The organism is Pusillimonas sp. (assembly GCF_044464525.1).
Taxonomy (GTDB): domain Bacteria; phylum Pseudomonadota; class Gammaproteobacteria; order Burkholderiales; family Burkholderiaceae_B; genus Pusillimonas.
The window spans coordinates 1-20,958 of the sequence record NZ_JBIQLE010000037.1 but is presented as its reverse complement, the minus strand read 5'-3'; the positions used below and the strand labels follow the sequence as shown (position 1 = coordinate 20,958).

The 20,958-nt window shown below is 55.9% G+C and carries 18 protein-coding genes and 1 pseudogene; 11 read left to right on the top strand and 8 right to left on the bottom strand.

Going from position 1 to position 20,958, the window contains the following annotated elements:
* Window positions 1-12: 12 nt before the first annotated feature.
* Window positions 13-1,533, bottom strand: a complete 1,521-nt coding sequence (locus ACIY1O_RS15510; protein WP_397476002.1) for an ABC transporter substrate-binding protein — start codon at window positions 1,531-1,533, stop codon at window positions 13-15.
* A 197-nt stretch (window positions 1,534-1,730) separates the two neighbouring features.
* Here ACIY1O_RS15510 and ACIY1O_RS15505 point away from each other — a divergent pair, with 197 nt between their 5' ends.
* Together ACIY1O_RS15505 and ACIY1O_RS15500 are read left to right on the top strand one after the other, a co-directional pair.
* Entirely contained in the window at window positions 1,731-2,243 is a 513-nt protein-coding gene (locus ACIY1O_RS15505; protein ID WP_397476001.1) for a V4R domain-containing protein, read from the top strand.
* Window positions 2,240-2,965: a GntR family transcriptional regulator gene (locus ACIY1O_RS15500; protein WP_397476000.1), complete on the top strand. Its 726-nt coding sequence runs from the start codon at window positions 2,240-2,242 to the stop codon at window positions 2,963-2,965. The genes ACIY1O_RS15505 and ACIY1O_RS15500 overlap by 4 nt, the downstream gene beginning before the upstream one ends.
* A gap of 60 nt (window positions 2,966-3,025) precedes the next feature.
* Here ACIY1O_RS15500 and ACIY1O_RS15495 read toward each other — a convergent pair whose 3' ends face one another.
* From ACIY1O_RS15495 to dctP, 7 genes are all read right to left on the bottom strand, one after another.
* Window positions 3,026-5,008 (bottom strand): tripartite tricarboxylate transporter substrate-binding protein, encoded by a 1,983-nt coding sequence (locus tag ACIY1O_RS15495; protein ID WP_397475999.1) that lies wholly within the window; start codon window positions 5,006-5,008, stop codon window positions 3,026-3,028.
* A 246-nt stretch (window positions 5,009-5,254) separates the two neighbouring features.
* Entirely contained in the window at window positions 5,255-6,256 is a 1,002-nt protein-coding gene (locus tag ACIY1O_RS15490; RefSeq protein WP_397475998.1) for an asparaginase, read from the bottom strand.
* Between the two features lie 9 nt (window positions 6,257-6,265).
* Window positions 6,266-8,608: a xanthine dehydrogenase molybdopterin binding subunit gene (gene xdhB, locus ACIY1O_RS15485; protein ID WP_397475997.1), complete on the bottom strand. Its 2,343-nt coding sequence runs from the start codon at window positions 8,606-8,608 to the stop codon at window positions 6,266-6,268.
* A gap of 14 nt (window positions 8,609-8,622) precedes the next feature.
* A complete protein-coding gene (gene xdhA / locus ACIY1O_RS15480) occupies window positions 8,623-10,083 on the bottom strand; it encodes a xanthine dehydrogenase small subunit (RefSeq protein ID WP_397475996.1) in 1,461 nt (486 codons plus the stop codon).
* 37 nt (window positions 10,084-10,120) lie between these two features.
* On the bottom strand, window positions 10,121-11,404 hold the full coding sequence (locus tag ACIY1O_RS15475; protein WP_397475995.1) for a TRAP transporter large permease: 1,284 nt from the start codon (window positions 11,402-11,404) through the stop codon (window positions 10,121-10,123).
* Between the two features lie 21 nt (window positions 11,405-11,425).
* Window positions 11,426-11,944, bottom strand: coding sequence for a TRAP transporter small permease (locus ACIY1O_RS15470; RefSeq protein WP_397475994.1), 519 nt, complete (start codon window positions 11,942-11,944; stop codon window positions 11,426-11,428).
* 66 nt (window positions 11,945-12,010) lie between these two features.
* Window positions 12,011-13,057 (bottom strand): TRAP transporter substrate-binding protein DctP, encoded by a 1,047-nt coding sequence (gene dctP / locus ACIY1O_RS15465; RefSeq protein ID WP_397475993.1) that lies wholly within the window; start codon window positions 13,055-13,057, stop codon window positions 12,011-12,013.
* Between the two features lie 234 nt (window positions 13,058-13,291).
* On the opposite strand from dctP, the gene ACIY1O_RS15460 reads away from it, so the two are divergent.
* The 9 genes and pseudogenes from ACIY1O_RS15460 to ACIY1O_RS15420 all read left to right on the top strand — a co-directional run.
* Complete coding sequence (locus ACIY1O_RS15460; RefSeq protein ID WP_397475992.1) at window positions 13,292-14,458, top strand: M20 family metallopeptidase; 1,167 nt, start codon at window positions 13,292-13,294, stop codon at window positions 14,456-14,458.
* 43 nt (window positions 14,459-14,501) lie between these two features.
* Entirely contained in the window at window positions 14,502-15,188 is a 687-nt protein-coding gene (locus tag ACIY1O_RS15455; protein ID WP_397475991.1) for a GntR family transcriptional regulator, read from the top strand.
* Window positions 15,189-15,216: 28 nt separating this feature from the next.
* Window positions 15,217-16,011 carry a dihydroorotate dehydrogenase electron transfer subunit gene (locus ACIY1O_RS15450; RefSeq protein ID WP_397475990.1) on the top strand — a complete coding sequence of 265 codons (795 nt, stop codon included), beginning with the start codon at window positions 15,217-15,219 and terminating at the stop codon, window positions 16,009-16,011.
* Window positions 16,004-16,966, top strand: a complete 963-nt coding sequence (locus ACIY1O_RS15445; RefSeq protein ID WP_397475989.1) for a dihydroorotate dehydrogenase — start codon at window positions 16,004-16,006, stop codon at window positions 16,964-16,966. The genes ACIY1O_RS15450 and ACIY1O_RS15445 overlap by 8 nt, the downstream gene beginning before the upstream one ends.
* A 243-nt stretch (window positions 16,967-17,209) precedes the next feature.
* Entirely contained in the window at window positions 17,210-18,883 is a 1,674-nt protein-coding gene (locus tag ACIY1O_RS15440; RefSeq protein ID WP_397475988.1) for a cbb3-type cytochrome c oxidase subunit I, read from the top strand.
* 2 nt (window positions 18,884-18,885) lie between these two features.
* Complete coding sequence (locus ACIY1O_RS15435) at window positions 18,886-19,527, top strand: cbb3-type cytochrome c oxidase subunit II (protein WP_397475987.1); 642 nt, start codon at window positions 18,886-18,888, stop codon at window positions 19,525-19,527.
* Entirely contained in the window at window positions 19,524-20,108 is a 585-nt protein-coding gene (locus ACIY1O_RS15430; protein WP_397475986.1) for a c-type cytochrome, read from the top strand. Before ACIY1O_RS15435 ends, ACIY1O_RS15430 begins: the two co-directional genes overlap by 4 nt.
* Before the next feature lie 13 nt (window positions 20,109-20,121).
* Window positions 20,122-20,748: an SCO family protein gene (locus ACIY1O_RS15425; protein ID WP_397475985.1), complete on the top strand. Its 627-nt coding sequence runs from the start codon at window positions 20,122-20,124 to the stop codon at window positions 20,746-20,748.
* A pseudogene (locus ACIY1O_RS15420) lies at window positions 20,745-20,958 on the top strand (hypothetical protein); the annotation flags it as partial. The gene ACIY1O_RS15425 and the pseudogene ACIY1O_RS15420, both read left to right, overlap by 4 nt.

The following is a 20,958-nucleotide window of genomic DNA, read 5'->3' as shown; positions in this document are numbered from 1 at the left end:
AGTGCGGCGTGACTACTTCCAGGAATATTCCTGCGGAAGGATATAGCCGGTCTGGTACGTGGGCACGTTCAAATTCTTGTCATGCGCCACGGTGGAAACCGACTGAAGCACAGGGATGCTCCATGCGTTTTCGGCGGCCTTGACGTTCAACTGACGATAACCTTCCAGACGCTTCTCTTCGTCCATCTGAGCATTCAACTGGTCGAACTCGTCGGCAAGCTCTGGCTGCTTCCAGGTGGAAAAACGCATGCGCGGCTCGAGAATGCGGCCAGTGAAGATTTCAGGGTCACCGGTGGCGTTGGCCCAGCTATACAGCATGACACCATCCAGCTTGGATGAATGGCTCAACTCGAGGTATTTGGCAACGGTGATTTCTTCAACCGTTGTTTCTATGCCGATCTGCGACCACATTTGCGCAATCGCACGCGCCATATCGTAGTCGGATGGGAAAGTGTTATTGCTTGAATACAAACGGACCTTGAGTGGTTTTTCTTTGCTGTAGCCGGCCTTGGCCAATTCTTCGATAGCCTTTTCACGGTCGAAAGGCGTTTCAAAGCTGCTTACATCGCCTGCCGAGCCTTTCGTGGCAAGCAATGAGATCGGCTTTGCGACATTGTTGTAAAACGCGCGTGAAAGACCCTGCTTATCGATAGCCAGCTGCATGGCGTGGCGCAAGTGCTCATTCTGGAACGTATCAACATAACTGGGAATCTGCAGAATGTAGATTTCGCTGTATGGATAGACTTCAGCCTCAAGCTTGGCGTTCTTTTGCAGGCGTGTCACCTCACGTACCGGAATCTGCACCGATACGTCAACCCGGCCCGACTCGACTGCGGCCACCCGGGCGGAAGAGTCAGGAACAATCTCGAATATGACGCGCTTGATTGCGGGCTCGCCCTGCCAATACTTGTCAAACGCCTCAAGGGTAATGCGAGAGCCGCGTTGATAGTCGACGACTTTATAGGGCCCAGCCCCAACAGGCTGCTTCTGGAATCCTTCTTCGCCGACTTTCTCAAAATAAGCCTTGGGCAAAATGTAGGCCGACAAGAAACCCATATACTTCAGGGCGGTTGGCGAAGGAGTTGAAAACCTTGCAACAGCCTTGTAGGGCTCTATGACCTCGACCGAGGCCAGGAACGCCATCATGCCATTGAGCGCCAGTGTCTTGGTTTGAATGGCGCGGTCGAAAGTGAATTTGAAATCTTCGGCCGTCAGTTGGCTGCCGTCATGAAAATAGACATCATCACGAAACTCGAGTTCGAGCACTTTGCCTTCATCGTCCAGCCAACGATAAGACTTGATGAGCCTGGGCACTGCCTGCTGCGTATCGTCCACGAACATCGGGGAATCAAACACCGCTTTGAAAAGCGACTGGGCTGGAGGAGCTGTAAATGCGGTTGGGTCCCACGATGGCACATCAACCGGAAATGCAATCTTTACCTCGGAGGGTTTTTCTTGTGCCTGCGCGACTCCACCCAATGCAACCAGCGCGCCAAACAATATCCCCACTGCGGATTTTTGCCATATTTTCACGAGCTTTTCCTTAGTTGGTTAGAGGCGTCGACGTAAATAGCCACGACTCCATGCGTTGAGAGACAGCATTCGTAAAAGTATATTGTTTGCAAATATTTGGCGTCGACTATGGTTTACCCTAGAAGTTTTATTATTGTTTATCAAGGGATTATAATTAACCCTATTCAGTATAAAGTTTGCATTAACCAGGGTTTTGCATGTCCCTTTCCTTAATACAGCGCCTGAACTGGCAAACCGAATCCGGAGAAATTCTAGACGACGATCGCCGCTACCTCATGATGCGCACCGACGTCTTGATGGGCGGGTTCCGCAATCTCCCGGCGGCCGCACAGCGACAAGCCTTTCTAGCTTTGCAGCAGTCTGTCCGAGACAACGGAGGAAAGTCGGTACATGCGTATTTCGACTCACTGAACCATAATGCGGGTCGCCTGCTCGAAACCATGGCAGATTTTTCAGCACAAGTCGGCTGGGGCGTCTGGTCAATTCAAATGCAAGACGGCTCACTGACGGTGCAGGTACGCAATAGTCCATTCGCGCAAGGATACGGCCGCTCCACCGAACCTGTTTGCTACGCGATAGCAGGCATGCTTGAAGCACTCGGCGAAGTCGTGCTGCGCGGTCCCGTCCATGTATGCGAAACCCAGTGCTCGGCGCAGGGGCATGCGCACTGCATCTTGAACGCCACAAGAACACCTGATTCAAGCCTATGACTGCACGTCCCCGAACCAAACGCAATCGCCTAGACGAAAAGCCCAAGCTCAACATCCGCCAGCAGGTGTATCAACATTTGCGGCGCCGCATGCAAACAGGCCAGATTGGCCTGGCTGACCGCCTGATCGACTATGAAATTGCGGCAAAGTTGTCGGTATCGCGCATGCCTGTGCGCGAAGCGCTATTGCAGCTTAAGCATGAAGGCTTGCTCGAAGGAACCTCGCGCGGGTTCGTGCTGCGACGGTTCACGCCTGCGGACATCGCCCAGTTATTCGAAGTGCGTCTACTTCTTGAACCGTCAGCCGTAGCAAGCGCATGTGAAAACGCCACCCTTGAAGGCTTGGCCAAAATGCAGCAAGCTACAGAAGCATCTATCGCCGCGCACCAGGACAATGACAGCGTCACGTACATGAATGTCAATAATGTATTTCGCACCACGTGGATCAGTATGGTGCCCAACGTTCATCTGGCTGACATGATCACGCGCCTGGCCGACCATGTCGAGGCTGTGCGCTTGGCCACATTGCGCGACCCCAAGTTTCGCCAATGGTCTCTGACGTCCACCGAGAAAATAATGGAAGCGTTTTTGCACAAAGACATCGAACAGGTGCAGGAAAGCGTTCGCTTCAACCTGCGTAAGGCTGCCGCCGCCTACTACTCAACGCAAGGGATGCTGATACAAGAACACAACGATTCCGTCAGCGAAGCGCGAGAAGCGTAATAGCGCCAAAAACCGTATCGCGCTGGGCTTACCCACATTTACATGACACCCTGCGAGCGATTAATCACACCTCAGCTGGTTGCCCGCTTGCACTAGCCTGCACTCGGGCCAGTGGGACAGCGTTTCGGCATAAGTCTTTAGCGTTGCATCTATGCTTTCTTTGCGCATGGAGGGAGACCGCCAACCCTGATCCGTCAAAACGAACACGTGGGCCCTTAGCCCCGGTGTCGCGTTGTTGACGGAGGCAAAATATTTAGACATAAGGCCATCGAAGAATTCGTTCCCGCCGCCCATGTTAAGAAAGCTCTTTGATTGCGGAGGCAGGGACACTTTCAAGTAAAGGCGAAACTTGCATGTATAGGCGAGTGGGCCGGTAACCGGGTTGCAAGATTCTTTTTCCACTTTGGTGGCGTCCAGGCGAATCGGCATTAGCTGATCGAACGGAGGTGCTCCGATCTCAACGGCAGTGGGCGACAGCATACGACCGCCCCCGGCCGCCATGTCACGCATGATAGCCAAGCGTATTTCTTCTTCATCCGGCTCGGAATATGTCTCTGGCACAATCACTGGCAAGCGTCCGGGCGATGCCATCAGCTTGTTTTCCCGCGGTGAATAGTTCAGTGCTGGATCAATAGGCGTCCCTGCTGCCGGGCGCATGCCTGCTAGCGCAGCGGCTTCCACGCCCTCTATGCCTTCTTCAGTTAGTGTAGGAACATCGGGAAATTCGGGCAGTCGGGTCGCATTGGCAACCGCTATCGGAACCAGCTTGCCAGACTGGATCAAGGCTTTGCTGGTAGCCAGACTGGCCATCATGGCGGATACATACCCGTTTGCGACATCAAGCAGGGCGGACGCCGAACGGCGATAGGGGATATGCACCATATCCAACCCGGCACGCTGGCTTAGCATTTCCATGGCCCGATGGTGGGAGCTGTCGTCCCCGACCGATGCGTAGTCGATTGAGCCGGGATTGGCCTTCACTTCGGCGACAAAGTCTTTAAAGGTTCTGGCTTTGACGCCTTTACCTACTACCAGAATCATGGGGACGCTGTCCATGGGCGCAACCGGCGATGCGGCGGAGCTTTGCGAGGCCATCGGCGTCACGGAGCTTGGTGTTAACGGGGCAGCTTTGGCTACCTGGCTTGTTGTTGAAACCGCGGCTATTTGAGATGCCGCCGTGGTTCCACTAGCTTGGCTGGCTGTCCCTAATTGGGTAATACGCTCGGAATAGGCGTTAAACAGGCATGAGGCGTCGGCGCCGCATAGGTTTCGTTGGGCCAGCCAATTGCGTTGCTCTTGTTGCGCACTGGCTTTTTGAGATGCTTGGCCGTGCCATTGACGCAAATAAAGCTCAGAAAGCTGGACGTCCAGCATAGCCAATGCCGGATTATTGCATAGAGTGGTTTCGGTCGGTGAGCTTGCGCGGGTGCAGTCAAAAGAAGGGTGTGCAAGGCCGGCAGAAGAGGGGCGCGCGATGGTGGATGCTGAAGGTGACGGCAGCGCGTCGGCTGGTAATGACGCGGGTGACGTGGTGGCTGCCGATGGGTCGGTCTGCATAGGTAGCGAGTTGCTTGCCACGACGTGCCGGTGTATGGCTGTAAGCGTTGCTAGGCCTTGCTTGTCGATTGACGCCGTAACGGCCAATCCATTGGCTCTTTGAAACGCGTTCAATGCACTTATGGTTCGATGTCCCGCTGCACCGTCTGCCGGGCCCGCATCGTAGCCCAAATCATTCAGCATGTGCTGGGCTTGTTGTGTCTCAGCGCGTGAAACCCCCGGTTTGGGCACGTGCTGCGGTGAATGCGTAGTTGGCGGTGAATACGTGGGAGGGGGTACATACACCGGCGGCGGAACAGCTTGTTGCTGCTGCGGCGGCGGGATCAGAATGCGCAATATGTCGTTGATGTTTTGAGCTGTCGCGTTAGGTATCCATAACAAGGATCCGATCAGCAAGACACATGACGCCCATACACCGCAGTACAAGTATCGGCGCTTGCTATTGGCTTGGGGTTCGTTTTCAGACACCATGTAAATATCAGCCATGTTGCCTCTCTTGCCTCTTGCCTCTTGCCTCTTGCGTTAAGGAGGTGTACCCAGTGGCACGCCAGACGCGCGACGGAAAATACGTGACAAATCGTGTTATTTTCGAAGAAGTGTAATGAAGTTAGACTGGGAGGCCCATCAGCTGATCAGCCTAGGCGGCATGCCGTAACAGCCCGGCAGTACCATCTTGAATGGCGGTTTACTCGGTAGTTCAAGCGCAAGGTATGTTGAAGACGAGTCCGCCCCCTAGAAAGCAGCCGCCTCCAAGTAGCGCTTGAAAGAACTGTGAATCGCTTCGGAGTCCTCTGCCCGGCCCAACAACACCGACAGGAGCAGGCGCGCTTTCACACCACTTAGAAACCCGCCTGATATCAAGCCTTTGCCCAGCAAGTCTATTTCCGACCCTGCATAGCCGTATGTGTTTGTTAGCGATCCGCCTGCGTCTATTCGGGAAGCGAGCACCACGGGCTTGGCGATTGCCAGCCGCTCCACAATCGGGACGATATCGGCAGGTACGTGGCCCGCCCCGACTCCCTCTATCACGACGCCCCCGTAATCTAGCTCGCGCAAGCTATCAAGCATCCATCCGTTATCACCCAGCACGACTTTAACAAGCGCGACTGGCGCACACTGGAACGCTGAAGAGACACCATATTTGATGGAAACCGGTGGCCGGCAGTGGAACCTCGCCTGTCGTTCCACGATGAAACCAACCGGGCCGGCTGCCGGTGAGGCGAATGCAGACGGCAGATGAGTATGAACTTTGTGAACAAAGCGCGCGGCATGAATTTGGTCGTTAAGCACCACCAGCGCGCCCATCTGCGCCGCGCCTGCGCTTGCCGCGACAAGTACCGCCGCATACAGATTGGCCGGGCCGTCGGCGCCCGGCATGGCCGGACCGCGCATGGCGCCGGTGACCACCAGTGGTCGATCACCTTGAACCAGAAGGTCCAGCAAGAAAGCGCTCTCTTCGATGGTGTCGGTGCCTTGCACCACCACAACCCCATCGATCCCTTGCTGATACAGCGTGTCGATTTCGGACGCCAACGCTGCAATCGCAGAAAGGCTTAGCGATGCGCTGGGTAGCGCGGGCTTGGAAATCACTTCAAGCGCGGCCACTTCGCCCAACCCGGGAACACTCGTAAGCAATTGCTCCGCACGCAGCCCCGGGGCAATACCTCCGTTGTCTTGAGGCACCATGACGATGGTGCCACCTAACACTATCACTGCAATCTTGGGTAAGGCCATGAGCTTCGTTTAGGGTTGGTTTGCGCCCTCTAGCGCCGAGACTTCGGCCATTTCACCATAATCTGCACGAGACTCAAGCGCAGGCTCGTTCAGTGAGCGCGCCAACAACACGTTCTCGGGAGTCGCAGGTGCGTTTAGTGCTGGTCTTTCCAACCCCGAAGCAAGCGCTTCCACCAGCGCTTGATGCACAGAGATAGCGAGCATCAGAGGGGGTTCGCCGACGGCCTTCGAAAAGTACGGGGTCGCCGCTTGGAACGAAGGGTTGTCCATTAGCTCGACGTTGAATACGGTCGGTCGGTCGCCAATGGTCGGAATCTTGTAGGTGGACGGAGCATGTGTTTTCAAAGCTCCCGTAGCATCCCACCAAAGCTCTTCTGTGGTCAACCACCCCATGCCCTGGACAAAGCCGCCTTCGATCTGCCCAATGTCGATGGCGGGGTTCAATGATTGCCCAACATCATGAAGCACATCCACGCGCAGCACCCGGTATTCGCCGGTAAGGGTATCGACGAGCACCTCGGCCACAGCGGCGCCATAGGCAAAATACAAAAAGGGCCGCCCTTGAAAGGCTTGCTGGTCGAAATGGATTTCGGGCGTCTTGAAAAAGCCTGTCGCAGATAGCGAAACCCGATCCAGATAGGCCAGCTCGACAAGCTTTGCGAAAGGAATTTCTTGAGTGCCTGTATAAACGTTTTCGTCCTCGAAGCGCACCTCGTCCGTCGTGCCGCCAAAGTGACGCGCCGCCACCTCGGCCAAGCGGCTTCTGAGCTTCCGGGTTGCGTCTCGCGCTGCCATTCCGTTCAAGTCCACGCCCGCGGACGATGCCGTGGGAGAGGTATTGGGCACCTTCTCTGTGTTGGTGGCGGTTATGCGGACACGCTCTACAGAAACCCCAAATTCGTGCGCCACGATCTGGGCAACCTTCACGAACAGCCCCTGGCCCATCTCGGTGCCGCCATGGTTCAAGGATATGCTTCCATCCTTGTAGATATTGATCAACGCCCCCGCCTGGTTAAGGTGGGTGCGGCTGAAGCAGATTCCCATCATCACCGGTGTCAGTGCGATGCCTTTGCGCAATATCGGGTTTTCTTTGTTAAAGGCCAGTATCTCGCTTCGGCGCTGGTGGTAGCTCGCCCTTTCCACCAGTTGATCGATCAGCTCGGGCAGGATGAAGTTCTCGACGGTTTGGCCATAGTGTGTCTGGGCCCGGACAGGGTCGTAGAGATTCCGTTTTCGAACATCCAACGGGTCGATTCCCAGGTGATGCGCAATGTCCAGCATCGCACGTTCGATGCCAATCATGCCTTGTGGCGTACCGAACCCGCGAAACGCCGTGTCAGAAACCGTATTGGTTCTACAGCGAAATGATTCAACCGATACGTTCTCAAGGAAATAGGCGTTGTCGCAATGAAAAACGCCCCGGTCCGCTACGGCGCCCGAAAGATCGGTAGCGTAACCGCAACGCACTTTTTGCTGAAACTTTATACCCAGTATGCGTCCGGTGTCGTCAAACCCCACATCGTAATCAATGACGAATGCGTGACGCTTTCCTGTAAGGCGCATATCGTCATCACGGTCCAGGCGCACCTTTACGGGACGCCCCGTTTTGCGCGCCCCCAACGCCGCTATCGCTGCAAATTGAGTGGCTTGTGTTTCTTTGCCGCCGAAAGCGCCGCCCATGCGGCGCACGTGTACTTTGACTGCGGCATCTGGAAGGTCCAGCAGCCGCGCGCACAAGTTTTGAATTTCGCTGGGGTTCTGCGTAGAGCAAAATATCAAAACCTCGTCGTCTTCACCAGGGTAAGCCAGAGAAATCTGGCTCTCTAGATAAAAGTGCTCTTGACCCCCGGTACTTATCCGGCCTTCCAAGCGATGGGGTGAAGCGCCCAGCGCCTTCTCCGGATCGCCACGATGAACGCGGCGGGGCGCATGGATAAAGCTTTGCTTTTCCATCGCCTGGTCGATGGTCAGTATGGCTGGAAGCTCTTTGAACTGGATGCTTGCAAGCTTGCTGGCCCGGCGGGCCACATCGACCGATTCTGCAATTACGGCGAACAAGGCCTGGCCGGCAAACTGAACATATCTTTTTGCGAAAAGCGGCTCATCGCCCGCGTGCGCACAACTGATATCGTGGACGCCCGGAATGTCGTCAAGCGTCAGGACGGCAACAACACCTGGTTGGGACAATACGCCGCTTAAGTCGCAACTTAAGATCTCGGCATGGGCAAGCGGGCTTTGCGCAACGTAAGCATGCAGCGTCCCTTGTGGCTCGGGCATGTCATCGATGTAAACGGCCTCCCCGCATACCTGCTTTACAGCACTATCGTGACGCTGTGAGATTTGAATCGTCATGGGCTGCTCCTTTGTCAAACTTGCGCGGCGACCACGCCGACCTCGGACGAGGTCTGGCACTCAAGGAAATACCTGTGAAGCAGGTTGCCGGCTAGGCGATTTCGGTAAATGGAACTGGCTCGCGCGTCGCTGAGCGGTTCGTAGGTGTTTTCAAGAATCTCCCTTGCCCGCGCAACGGTTTCGTCTGTCCAGGCGCGCCCTGTCAGGAATTGTTCGCATGCCTCTGCGCGTAACGGTGTGCCGGCCATGCCGCCGAAACATATGCGAGCCTTTGCCACGGTGATCTCGTCGGCAGTGCTGTCAAACTCAAGGTTGAAAGCGCCACAAACGCCGGATATATCTTGTTCAATGCGCTTGCTTACCTTGTATACCTTCAGGACGGAAGAGGGCGAAGGCCGGGGAATCCAGATGGATTCAATGAATTCGCCGGGGTTTATGTCTTGTCGACCATACGCAATGAAGTAATCCTCGAGTGCTATTTTTCGCGCCTGCGCGCCGCGGCGAAGCGTAAGCTCGGCACCCGCGGCAATAAGAGCGGGCGGCATGTCGCCAATGGGCGAGCCATTCCCAATATTGCCACCGATGGTCCCCAGGTTACGAACCTGTACGGCGCCAATACGCGATATGAGCTGCCCGATGCTTGGGGCAAGCTCCGCCAGCGGTTTGCGGGCGGCATCATACGTAACGGCCGCACCCAGCCGAACACCCTCCGGCAAAACCTCTATCTGCTTAAGCTCTGGTATGCACCCCAGATAAACCAGGCATTCGTATTGTTTATGGTTCTTCGTAATATGCACGCCCAGGTCGGTTCCCCCGGCGACCAGCGCCGCATCCGGATGCTCAACGAGATAGGCGGCAAGCTCTTCGACGGAGCGGGGAATAACGAACGCATCCCGCTGTACCCCGACACGCGCTCCCGTGTTCGAAGATAGCGCTTTAAGCTTGTTTAATAGTTCGTCGCTGCGTGCCGCCCACTCACCATCGGCGCCAGCCTGCAGCGCGTTCTTCGCGGCATTGATGATAGGGGTGTATCCCGTGCATCGGCAAAGGTTTCCCGCAAGGAGCTCATCAATTGCCTGGCGCGTCGGCTGAACTTCGTGCTGGACACCGGCGAATATCGACATGACAAACCCGGGAGTGCAAAACCCGCACTGCGAGCCGTGCTCGGCCACCATCGCTTTTTGCGCCCGGTGCAATTGCCCACTGTGCTTAAGGCTTTCGACCGTCAATAGCGCCTTCCCGTCCAGGGTTCCAAGCAACTGGATACAGCTGTTCACTGCACGGTAGCGCAACGCGCCATCGTCCTGCTCGACCACCACGGCCGTGCAAGCCCCGCAGTCGCCTTCAGCGCAGCCTTCTTTACTGCCCATGGCTCGCTCAACTTCACGGATATAACGCAGAACAGTCATATTGGGATCGAAATCGGCTAAACGTCGCAGCTCTCCGTTGAACAAGAACTCTATGGCTTTTCTCACAATCACTCCCAAAATTTTCTAAACATGGCCATGCCCTTTAATATCCCAGGGCGCGAGGCAGCCAAAGCGCCACAGACGGGACAAAGCTGATCAAGAGCAATACCGCGACATGAACGCACAGGAATGCAAATAGCGACGGAATAATGCGTTCGACCCGGCTTCCAGCCACTTGAGCACCAAGGAACAGCGCGACGCCAATAGGAGGCGTTGCCATTCCGATGACAAGGTTGATGCTCATCACGACGCCAAACAATATCGGATCAATTCCAATGATCTGCACGACCGGCATCAACACCGGGACAAGAATGATGATTGCTGCCGTGGTGTCCAACACCGTACCGATAAGAAGCAGCAGGACATTAATCAAGAGCAATAGCAGATACGGGTTTTCTGTGATGCTGAGCATGGCCGTGGCCACGGCCTGAGGCATGGCTTCCGACATCATTACATCGGAGAACACCCGCGCGGCTCCGATAATCAACATGATGAAGCTGGTGGTCATGCCGGTGCGCAGCAAGATGGACCACAGATCCTTTATATTCAGTTCTCGATAAACAAAGAAGCCGATCAAAAGCGCGTACAGCACGGCCACCGCCGCAGCCTCTGTTGGTGTCATGACACCAGAAAAAATTCCGCCCAATATCACTACCGGCATGAAAAGCGCGAAAAACGATTTTTTCGCTTCTTGCAGAACCGCGCTTTTGGAAAACGGCTGAACCACCCCGTAGCCTTTTCGTTTGGACCAAAAGTAGACCAGGGCCATCATGCCGGCCGCAATGAGAATGCCCGGCACTACGCCGGCAAGAAACAGCGCACCCACTGATTCATTCGCGGTAACCGCGAAAATAACCATGGTGATGCTGGGAGGGATGATCGGTCCGAGCAACGACGCACAGATCGTAATACTTGCAGCAACGTCTTTATTGTAGTTTTCCTTCTCCATCGCCGGGATCAACACCCGCCCAACGGCAGCGATGTTTGCCAGGGCCGACCCAGAGATGGCCGCCATAATCGCATTGGCCACAATGTTCGTGTGTCCGAGCCCTCCTTGGATGTGGCCAACGAGCGTTTTCGCAAAGTTGACGAGCCGCATGGATATTCCGCCGCTGTTCATCAGCTCGCCGGCGAGGATGAAGAATGGAATCGCCATCATGGGAAAAGAGTCCATGCCGTTGAACATGCTCATGGGCATGATGATCAAGGGCATGGTGGGGATAAATAGCACTACGGTCAGCAGGGCCGCCGCCCCCACTGCGAAGATAACCGGAACGCCGAATGCCAGAAACCCGGCCAGCGAACCAAAAAGAACTGTGGCAAGCATTACATTGCTCCGTATCCAGAGTTAATCGGCATTGAGTTCAAGCCTTGATGTTGCGCGGACGCTGTCACTTCCCGCTTGCCAATAAGACTGTATGGCCGCCGCCATAAGGTGATAGATCATCAACGCCGCTCCAACGGGAATGGAGGCATATGGAATCGCCATCGACATTTGCAACGCCGGGGTCGTCATGTAAGCGCCTTGACCCAGCGTCTCCAAGCCCTTCCAGAAGACCACCGCAAGAAAGCACAGGATTATCAATTGGGTGAGTCCAAAAACGACATGCCTCAGCATTCCGGCCGGGAGCTTCCGCACCAGCACGTCTATCGCAATGTGGCCGCCATGCCGGAAGACCAACCCGCCCCCTATGAACGAAAGCCACACCATGCTGTAGCGCGCCACCTCTTCAGACCATGTAAGCGCGTCATTCATGAAATAACGCGCGAACACGCCCGCCAGCGTGGCCACCGTCATGACCAACAGCAGCACCACCAACAGCACGCTAGAGGCGCCAATGATTGCACGGTCGAAATATCGGAACATCGTGCGTCTCCCAAATAGAAAAAATTCAACGCCGCCATTCTTACTTTGGCGGCGTTGTTACCCGTTTTATGGCTTGCCTACGCTCGCCTCGGCGGCATCGATACCTTGCAAGAGCTTGTCGACCCATTCATCGCCGACATCCTTGCGCACCATTTCCTCGACGGGCGGGCGTCCAAGCGACCTGAACTCCTCGTACTGTTCGGCGGTGGGCGCGTAGATTTCCAGCCCTGCCTTCTCCAAGTCCTTCAGAGCTTGGCGCTCGCTGAGAAGCACGGTAGCCCGGGCGGCGGTGGTGGCCGTTTGCGCGGCTTCGTACACTATCGCCTGCTGCTCTGGAGTCAAGGACTGAAAAGTGCGCTCGTTGATCATCGCGGCGTGAATGCTGAACAGATGGCGATCCAGAGTGAGGTGCTTCTGATGCTCATGCAGCTTCATGGCGAACGCAAGCCCGGGGGGGTTCTCCATGCCGTCGACCACACCTTGTTGCAGTGAGGTGTACAGTTCTGACCACGCGATGGGCACCGGGTTACCGCCGAGCGCTCGAACCATCGCGATATGTGCCTGGTTTTCGCCGGTGCGTATCTTCAGCCCTTTCAAATCGCCAGGAACCTGTACCTGCTTGCTGCCATTGAAGAAGCTACGGAAGCCTGCGTTCATGACGCCCAAGATACGCAAACCGGTAGCCTGGCGCCATGCGTCATTGAATTCCTTGCCGAAATCACCATCCAGTACCTGCCATGCAACGGCGTCGGAACGGAACAAATAGGGAATACCCAGAATTTGAGCCGGCTTGAAGAAACTGGGCATCAGAATTTCGCTATTGATCGTCATCTGATTGATGCCTGTCTGAGCTTTCTGCAACTGCTCGCGCTCCCCGCCCGCTGCGTTGGCGCCGAGAATCTGCACCTTGACTTCCCCGCCAGTGCGGTCTTCCACCATTTCCTTGAATACGACAGCCCACACGTGAGAGCCTTGTTGCATGCTCTCAGCGGTTGTATGGCTGATTCTTAGCGTCGTTGCCGCGGCCGCAACCCCTGCTGGAATCGCACTGAAAGTCGCCGCCGCAGCCAATGCCGCCACAGCCGTTGTACGCCAATTGGAAAACAACCTCATGACTAGTCTCCTTTTTGTAATCCAGCGCTGTTGTTCCTGTTCGGATTCAAGCTATGAATTAATGGATTTAAATATAATTGGACTCAATCTTCGAGCGTGAGTGGAAAAGTACCATAGGACTATCCTGCGGATATACGAGGGATAACACTAATTCTTAAGGGGTTTTCTTATTTACGGTTCTAATGCTAGGATTCGGATAACGTATAATTGCATCCAATTTCACGGAGGAGCAACATGAGTGTAGCCACCGCGCTAGCCGAACAAACGCTGATGGAAACCCTGCAAGATTTTGTCAGGTACCCCAGTCAGCAAACCGAACTGCAAGAAAATGACCCGCACGTAAAAGCCTTTATCAAGGAATGCGCCGCTCCCCGCCTGGAGAAGATGGGAGTGGATATCCGCTACGACAAAATGGGTAATCTGATTGCAGAGGCTGGGCCCAAAAACGGCCGTTCGCTGATGTTTGTGGGCTATGCCATGACCCATCCGGCCTCACGCATGGAGGATCCGTTCTCGGCGACATTGGTGGATACACCGCGTGGCCAGGCAATTCGCGGTCGCGGCGTAGCAGAACAAAAAACGGCTTTGGCCGCGGCATTCGGGGCCTTTGAGCAGGCCGTCAACAAAGATCAGCTCGGAGGCAGACTAATACTGGTTCTGACTACTGCAGGCGAAACCGGGCGACACGACGCCATCGAAAGCGTGATGGCCGAGTTGCCCGAGCCGCCTGAGTACGCCGTGATCCTTGTCGGCACCGACAGCAAAATCGCCATCGGCAATAAAGGAAGAATTGACTTTGAGGTAATCGTTGGCGGAAAAACCTCGCATAGCTCGGCCCCCTGGAACGGGGTCAACGCCATTACCGGCGCCCAACGCGTGCTAAGTGAACTTGAATCACTGGATCTGGGTGTGCCCGATCATCCGGCATTCGGACCAGCGACTCTTACACCCACGGCCATCGATAGCAGCCCGAAGGCGACGCACACCGTGCCCGATACCGTGAACATCATATTTGACAGACGCCTGCTTCCCGGCGAAGAACCCGCCCAGGCGCTCTCCTCGATAAAACAGGCCACCACGCTGCCCGAGCCCTGGAGCGTGAAATTCGAGCTTGGGCCTATCATGTATCCAAATGAACTGTCTTTGGAAAGCACCTTTTTCCGCAAACTGACAAATGCGTTTGAAACCGGAATAGGCGCGGCGCCCGAAACGTTTCATTGCAATTTTGCCCTGGATGCGGGATATTTTTGTCGCAAGGGCATCCCCGCGGTAATGCTCGGACCAGGCGAAGTAGATCAATTCCATTCCAACGAAGAACATGTTTTAGTTTCAGATTTGGTCAACATGTCGAAGGTCTACTACTCGCTGATCGAGCAGTGCCTGCCGGGTGACGCCACATAACTTTAACTACGTACATCGGTACGCGTACGCAACGGAAGAACTCATGCACCTGCTATCTGCCGCCTACTCACCCAGCACTATAGACAAGTCGCTGTCGCCTGTGGAACAGGCATACCAGTATGTCATCAACGGCATCTTGTCAGGAGAGCTCAAAGCAGGTGCGCGAATTCCCACCGAGGCCGTCGCCGAAGCGCTCGGCATAAGCAGAACACCCGTACGCGATGCATTGCGCAGCCTCGAAGGCGACGGGGCGGTAATGATCTATGCCAATCGAGGCGCCGTCGTTGCGAAGTACTCGCGCTCAGAGGTTTCTCAGCTTATCGAGATACGGGCGGCCCTGGAAGGGCTGGCGGCCCGCTTCGCATTGCCCAATATCGGCCCATCCGAACTAGAAGAGCTGGCCCATCTGAAATCGCGCATGGAGCGCGAAGTGACCTCTCTTTCGAAGTGGATGGCGGCGCACGATGCATTTCACAACTACCTCACCGCATTAAGCGGGCGGCCGTTACTTGTTCAACAGACAGTGAAGATGAGGTTCATGCTGCTGCCCTATTACCGCGAGTACTACAACCAAAGTCTCGAGATGGAAATACTGGGCCTCGAACACGAAAAGCTCATTCGGGCGATCGAGCTAAACGATGCCACCCATCTAGAGCAGTTCGTACGACGACACGCCATCATCAACGTTGACAAAGTCGCTGATTTGGCTGAGCAGCCACCCAATACCTAACCCAAATACACTACCCCCTGGAGGAGACATGGAGCAAATTCTCGCGCCGGTCGTATTCAATCGACACCTGACCGGCGATTACTGGCTAATCGAAATCGAGGCTCCAGACATTGCCGCAGCCCTGGAACCGGGCCAATTCGTCAACATCCGTATCCAGAACAGCCTGGCTCCATACCTGCGCAGACCGTTCAGCGTCTATAGAGTCAGCCCGGACAAGCGTCGGTTGCAAGTGGCTTATAAGATCGTCGGCGAAGGTACGCTCCTGATGCGCGATACGATGCCCACCGGCGGACGATGCGACGTGATCGGGCCCCTGGGCAAGGGATTCAGCCTGCCTTCCCGCGCGAAGCGCATTGCAGTAGTGGGGCGTGGAATCGGCATTGCCGCACTACCCACATTGGTCGATGCCGCTGCAGAACGAGGCATTGAAGTTCATGCCTTTCTCAGCGCACGTACCCGTGACAACCTCGTCGCCGAAGACATATTCGCCCATTACGGTTTCCCCGTGCACGCGCACACCGATCAAGATTCTCCGGGAACTCTGGTAACAGACCCTCTTGAAGAGCTTAGTCGCACACAGAAAATCGATGCATTCTATGTTTGTGGTTCGAACCGGCTGGCACGAGTGGTCCATGGCCTGGCCGAAGCGCAGAACGCGCCCGCAGAAATCGCAATGGAACAACATATGGCTTGCGGATTCGGCGATTGCCACGGCTGCGTCATCAATGTGAAGCTTGATGCCGACGGCCCCGAAGAAACGGTCTGGAAAGAGGTCTGCCACTACGGACCTGTATTCAACACCTGGGAGGTTCTTCATGCTTGAGACCACTACATCGGTACGGGAAGATGTACAAGCCCTGGCAAACACGCCGAAAATGGAAGTGGAAATTGCCGGCATAAAAATGAAAAACCCATTGACGGTCGGCTCGGGCACTTTCGGGCACCACGGAAGGTACAACCAATTTTTCCCCGTGGAAGTTATGGGCGCCCTGGTTCCCAAAACGATTCGTAACTACAAATGGCCCGGCAACCCAGAGCCCCGCGTCTATGAAGTACCGGCTGGGCTTCACAGCTCGGTGGGCATACCCAGCAACGACTGGGATACTTTCATTACCAAGGATGCACCGATTCTCCAGTCATTCGAGCTGCCGATTATCCAAAGCATCATCGGACGCACAGAAGACGAATACGTCGAAATGGTTGAAAAGTGTTCTGAGCTGGGCATCTTTGCCGGCATTGAACTTAACCTGTCTTGCCCAAACTTGAAGCAAGGCGGTTTGGACTTCGGCTACGACCCAGTGGCGGCCGAGCGGCTTGTAAAAAGAGCCCGGCAAGTAACAGAACTACCCATCGTGGCAAAGCTTGCACCTGATTTTTCATCGCTGGTCTCTGTGGCGAAGGCGGTTGAAGCAGCCGGCGCCAATGCGATCGCTTTGGTCAATGCGCCCAGGGCAATGTGCATCGATTACCAAACCCGTCGCCCCATTATCGGCAACAAGATAGGCGCACTGTCGGGCACAGCGATCAAGCCCATGGCCGTTTATATGGTCTGGCAGCTTTATCGTGCGGTCGATATTCCACTATTTGGCATGGGCGGGGTCACCGATTACCGCGATGTGATCGAATTCATGGCCGCCGGCGCGCGTTCGGTCGCATTCGGCACGATCAACTACGTTGATCCCATGGCGCTGCCTCGCGCATTGCAAGACCTGCAACAGTATCTTGTCGAAGAAGGCATCGATGACGTCAACGAGCTGGTGGGCTCTGCTCATGCTTAGATTCGCAGCCTCTGAACAAACGCTCCTTCACGCCGACGCCCCCAGCCGATAACAGCACGCCTTCACGCGCGCTGCAACGCAGAACGGCCTCCCTCGCGGGAGGCCGTTTCGTTTCCGGATGCTCGCACCGCGATGCCCACAAACCCATTACCGGCGTAGGCTTATTCCGTAGCGATCCGTTCAAAAGATGTATAAAAAATACCGGAATAGAAGAACACTCTGTACTTACCGCCGAAATACCTTATGAACACCGTAACTGTCTTACTCCTGACCTTCGTTTTATCCGTCACTGGCTTGGGAATTTTCATTTGGTCGCTGCGACGCAATATGTTCGACGACAACCCCGAAGCCGCCAGCGTCATTTTCTCGACGGGCGAGATTGGCCATGTCGAAGACCCTTCGGCAACGACAGAACAGCGGGCGGGCTTGCAGAAGGTGATGACGGAAGGCGGCAAGGTGTCCATCGATCCGTTGCTGGCTGAAAAGCTTAAGCAGGAACTTGCTGATCGCATCGATGCGGACCAATCCACCGCCTATGTCACCTTTGTATTCCTTGTCTGCGCCATCGGCTGGTTGATATTTGCTTCGGTGTTCGGCCTTATCAGCTCGATCAAGCTGCACAACCCGGAATTCCTCACGCAATATGCCTGGCTTACCTTCGGCCGCACCCGTACGCTGCACCTGAACATGGTTGCTTACGGCTGGTGCCCCATGGCTGCATTCGGCATTGCCATCTGGATGCTGCCCCGATTGCTTCGGACCCATTTGTATGGAGGCCGTTTCGCGCTGTTGGGCTGCATGCTCTGGAACGCGGGCCTGATTGCAGGCCTGGGCAGTATCGCAATGGGCATCAACGACGGCCTCGAATGGCTGGAGATTCCGTGGCAGATCAGCATTCTGCTGGTTGCCGGCGGCGCCCTCATCGCCTTGCCTTTGGTATTCACCTTGGCCAATCGCAAAGTCGAGCACTTGTACGTATCGATCTGGTACATGGGTGCGGCGCTTTTCTGGTTTCCCGTGCTGTATCTGGTAGGCAAGCTTCCTGCCGTGCACTTCGGGGTGGAACAGGCCACCATGAACTGGTGGTTCGGCCATAACGTGCTGGGGCTTTATTACACACCCATTGCGTTGGCTTCGGTTTATTACTTTCTGCCCAAGATCATCGGCCGGCCCATACAGTCGTACAACTTGTCGCTGATCGGCTTCTGGGCTCTGGCTTTTTTCTACGGCCAGGTCGGCGGCCACCATCTGGTGGGCGGCCCGGTTCCGCACTGGCTCATTACGTTGTCCATTGTGCAATCGATGATGATGATCATCCCGGTGCTGGCCTTCTCGGTGAACCAGCACTTGACCATGCGCGGGCACTTCAAGACCACCTACTATTCGCCAACATTACGCTTCATTGTGCTGGGCGCAATGATGTACACCGTCAGCTCTGTCGAAGGCTCATTCGAAGCACTACGCAGCGTCAGCACGGTGGCGCACTTTACCCATTTCACCGTCGCGCATGCTCATATCGGCCTGTATGCCTTCTTTTCCATCGTGATGTTCGGCGCCATTTATTTTGTCATGCCGCGCATCATGAACTGGGAATGGCCGCATCCCAAGCTCATCGTCGTCCATTTCTGGCTTGTCGTCAGCGGTATCGCCATTTACGCCATCAGCCTGAGTGTTGGCGGATGGCTGCAAGGCCTTAGCATGCTCGACGCGGCCAAGCCCTTCATGGAATCGGTCTTTGTCACCCTTCCGTATCTGCAGGCCCGCACGCTGGGAGGCGCCCTTATGACATTGGGCCACCTGGTCTTTGCGCTGCATTTCATGCAGATGGCGCTGCGCTACGGCCGTCACCGCGTTGGCCCGGCCTTGCTGCACGAACGCGGCGGCCGGCCAGAGCTGCAGGCAGCGGCAGGAGCCTGACCATGGAGAACGAACGCAAACTCTTAAGCGGCGCGATGATTACCTTGGCGCTGGCCACCGCCACCCTGGTCATGCTGCCGTACATCCAACTGTCTGATGTCCAGCCGCCGGAAGGGCTTAAGCCTTATACCGACCAGCAGTTGCGCGGCCGTGATGTGTATGTCGCCATGGGCTGCGTATATTGCCATTCTCAGCAGCCACGCAGCCAGTCTCAGGCGCCGGATTTCCAGCGTGGCTGGGGCCGGGCCTCGGTGGCGGGCGATTATTACTACGATCATCCCCATTTGCTCGGCACCATGCGAACCGGTCCAGATCTGTTCAACATTGGGGCGCGCCAGCCAAGCGTCGATTGGAATCTTGGACACCTCTACGAGCCTCGCGCCTATACACCGGGCAGCACCATGCCGGCATTCCCTTTCATGTTCACCCTGAAAGACGAGGCCGAGGAAGGAGACGTCGTCGTCAAGCTGCCGCCGAGCCATCAGCCTGTGGATAAAGTAGTGGTCGCCAAACCCGAAGCCCTGGACCTGGTCCATTACCTGATCGGGCTGAACCATACCTATCCGATAAAGCCAGGGGTCGATTTACCGACGCTTCCTGAAGCGTCGATGCAGAAAGAAACGCTCGAAGAGGCCACGGAATGACGGAATCTCGATTCACTCAACAACAGCGTGAGCTGCCCGAGCCCGAAGAAGGCGGCCGCCCGATACCATTGCTGGTATTGACGATTATTGCCGGGCTGCTCATCTGGGCCGTGTACTACCTATACGCCGCTTACAACCCCATGCCGTCATTCCTGGGCGACAACCGGGTGGCGGAAGACTTTGCCGTTCCTGTGATGGCCGATGGCGGGCAGTTATATACCGCCAACTGCGTAGCCTGCCATCAAGCGAACGGCAACGGCCTGCCCGGGGTGTTCCCGCCGCTTTCAGGCTCGGAATGGGTCGATGCCGACGACCCAAGCGTGCTAATCAAGATCGTCCTGCACGGAGTACAAGGCCCGCTTACTGTGGAAGGCGTGAAGTACGATGGGTTGATGCCGCATTTTCACGACAAGTTCTCTGACGCGGAACTGGCTGCCATCGTGAATCATGTGCGTACCAGCTTCGGCAATGCCGCCCCGGAAACCGACGCCACATACGTTACTCAGGTTCGCGAAGCGTCTAAAGACCAGGCCGGGCCCTGGAAAGGCGACGAAGATCTGCGGCCTCTGCTCGAGCCCTAAGGCACGCAATACCATGCGATGGGTTCTTGCTTTGATATTCGCGCTACTTGCAGGAGCAGGCCCGCTATATGGCCTGACCGACGGTTTCAGCGCTGTTACCGCCGAATCGGCACGCCGCCAAGACGTAGCCCGCCAACCTCGAGCCATCGGCGACGCCTTGGTAACCAGCGCAAATAACGGCGCCTCTTCTCTGCGCGAAGAACTACAAGCCGATGGGCGTGTCGCCATCGTCAATTTCTTCTATACGCGATGCATTTCGCTGTGCTTGGCGCAGGGTTTTGTGACCCAACGCCTTCAGGCAGCCATAGAGGCCCAGGGGCTGCAGACTCATATACAGCTGCTGAGCATCAGTTTCGACGCCAGAGACAAAGGGCCCGACTTAAGCCGCTACGCCTTGAGCATGCGAGCCGATCCAGCCATGTGGCGCTTCTGGTCTTTTGAACAATCGCGCCAGCGCGATGCGCTGCTGCGCCAATTCGGCATCACGGTGATACCCGCTCTGTTTGGAGACTATGAGCATAATGCCGCGCTTCATGTGGTGACACCGGATGGACGCCTTGCCGGCATCTTTGATCTGGAGGAGCCAGGCCTGGCGCTAGGGTTGGCAAAGAAGCTGGCCAGTGAAAAGGACCAGCCATGATCCTGCAGCGTCCCGCGTTGGTGTTCACGATGCTGGCCGCAGCGTGCCTTATCGTGGCGCTGGGAGCGCATGGGCCGCTTACCACCCTGATGAGCTTGCATATGCTGGTGCAAATTCCCTTGCTGGTTCTGGCCGGCGTGTTTGCCGAACGGGCGGCCTGGATGCGGCGCCGGGCTGGATCTCAAGACATGGTCTGCTTGCAAGGCCCCA

Bases quoted from the DNA above. Each gene is read 5' to 3' on its own strand.
- ACIY1O_RS15505 (WP_397476001.1), top strand. From the start codon at position 1,731: ATGTCCCTTTCCTTAATACAGCGCCTGAACTGGCAAACCGAATCCGGA.
- ACIY1O_RS15500 (WP_397476000.1), top strand. From the start codon at position 2,240: ATGACTGCACGTCCCCGAACCAAACGCAATCGCCTAGACGAAAAGCCC.
- ACIY1O_RS15495 (WP_397475999.1), bottom strand. From the start codon at position 5,008: ATGGCTGATATTTACATGGTGTCTGAAAACGAACCCCAAGCCAATAGC.
- ACIY1O_RS15490 (WP_397475998.1), bottom strand. From the start codon at position 6,256: ATGGCCTTACCCAAGATTGCAGTGATAGTGTTAGGTGGCACCATCGTC.
- xdhB (WP_397475997.1), bottom strand. From the start codon at position 8,608: ATGACGATTCAAATCTCACAGCGTCACGATAGTGCTGTAAAGCAGGTA.
- ACIY1O_RS15475 (WP_397475995.1), bottom strand. From the start codon at position 11,404: ATGCTTGCCACAGTTCTTTTTGGTTCGCTGGCCGGGTTTCTGGCATTC.
- ACIY1O_RS15470 (WP_397475994.1), bottom strand. From the start codon at position 11,944: ATGTTCCGATATTTCGACCGTGCAATCATTGGCGCCTCTAGCGTGCTG.
- dctP (WP_397475993.1), bottom strand. From the start codon at position 13,057: ATGAGGTTGTTTTCCAATTGGCGTACAACGGCTGTGGCGGCATTGGCT.
- ACIY1O_RS15460 (WP_397475992.1), top strand. From the start codon at position 13,292: ATGAGTGTAGCCACCGCGCTAGCCGAACAAACGCTGATGGAAACCCTG.
- ACIY1O_RS15455 (WP_397475991.1), top strand. From the start codon at position 14,502: ATGCACCTGCTATCTGCCGCCTACTCACCCAGCACTATAGACAAGTCG.
- ACIY1O_RS15450 (WP_397475990.1), top strand. From the start codon at position 15,217: ATGGAGCAAATTCTCGCGCCGGTCGTATTCAATCGACACCTGACCGGC.
- ACIY1O_RS15445 (WP_397475989.1), top strand. From the start codon at position 16,004: ATGCTTGAGACCACTACATCGGTACGGGAAGATGTACAAGCCCTGGCA.
- ACIY1O_RS15440 (WP_397475988.1), top strand. From the start codon at position 17,210: ATGAACACCGTAACTGTCTTACTCCTGACCTTCGTTTTATCCGTCACT.
- ACIY1O_RS15435 (WP_397475987.1), top strand. From the start codon at position 18,886: ATGGAGAACGAACGCAAACTCTTAAGCGGCGCGATGATTACCTTGGCG.
- ACIY1O_RS15430 (WP_397475986.1), top strand. From the start codon at position 19,524: ATGACGGAATCTCGATTCACTCAACAACAGCGTGAGCTGCCCGAGCCC.
- ACIY1O_RS15425 (WP_397475985.1), top strand. From the start codon at position 20,122: ATGCGATGGGTTCTTGCTTTGATATTCGCGCTACTTGCAGGAGCAGGC.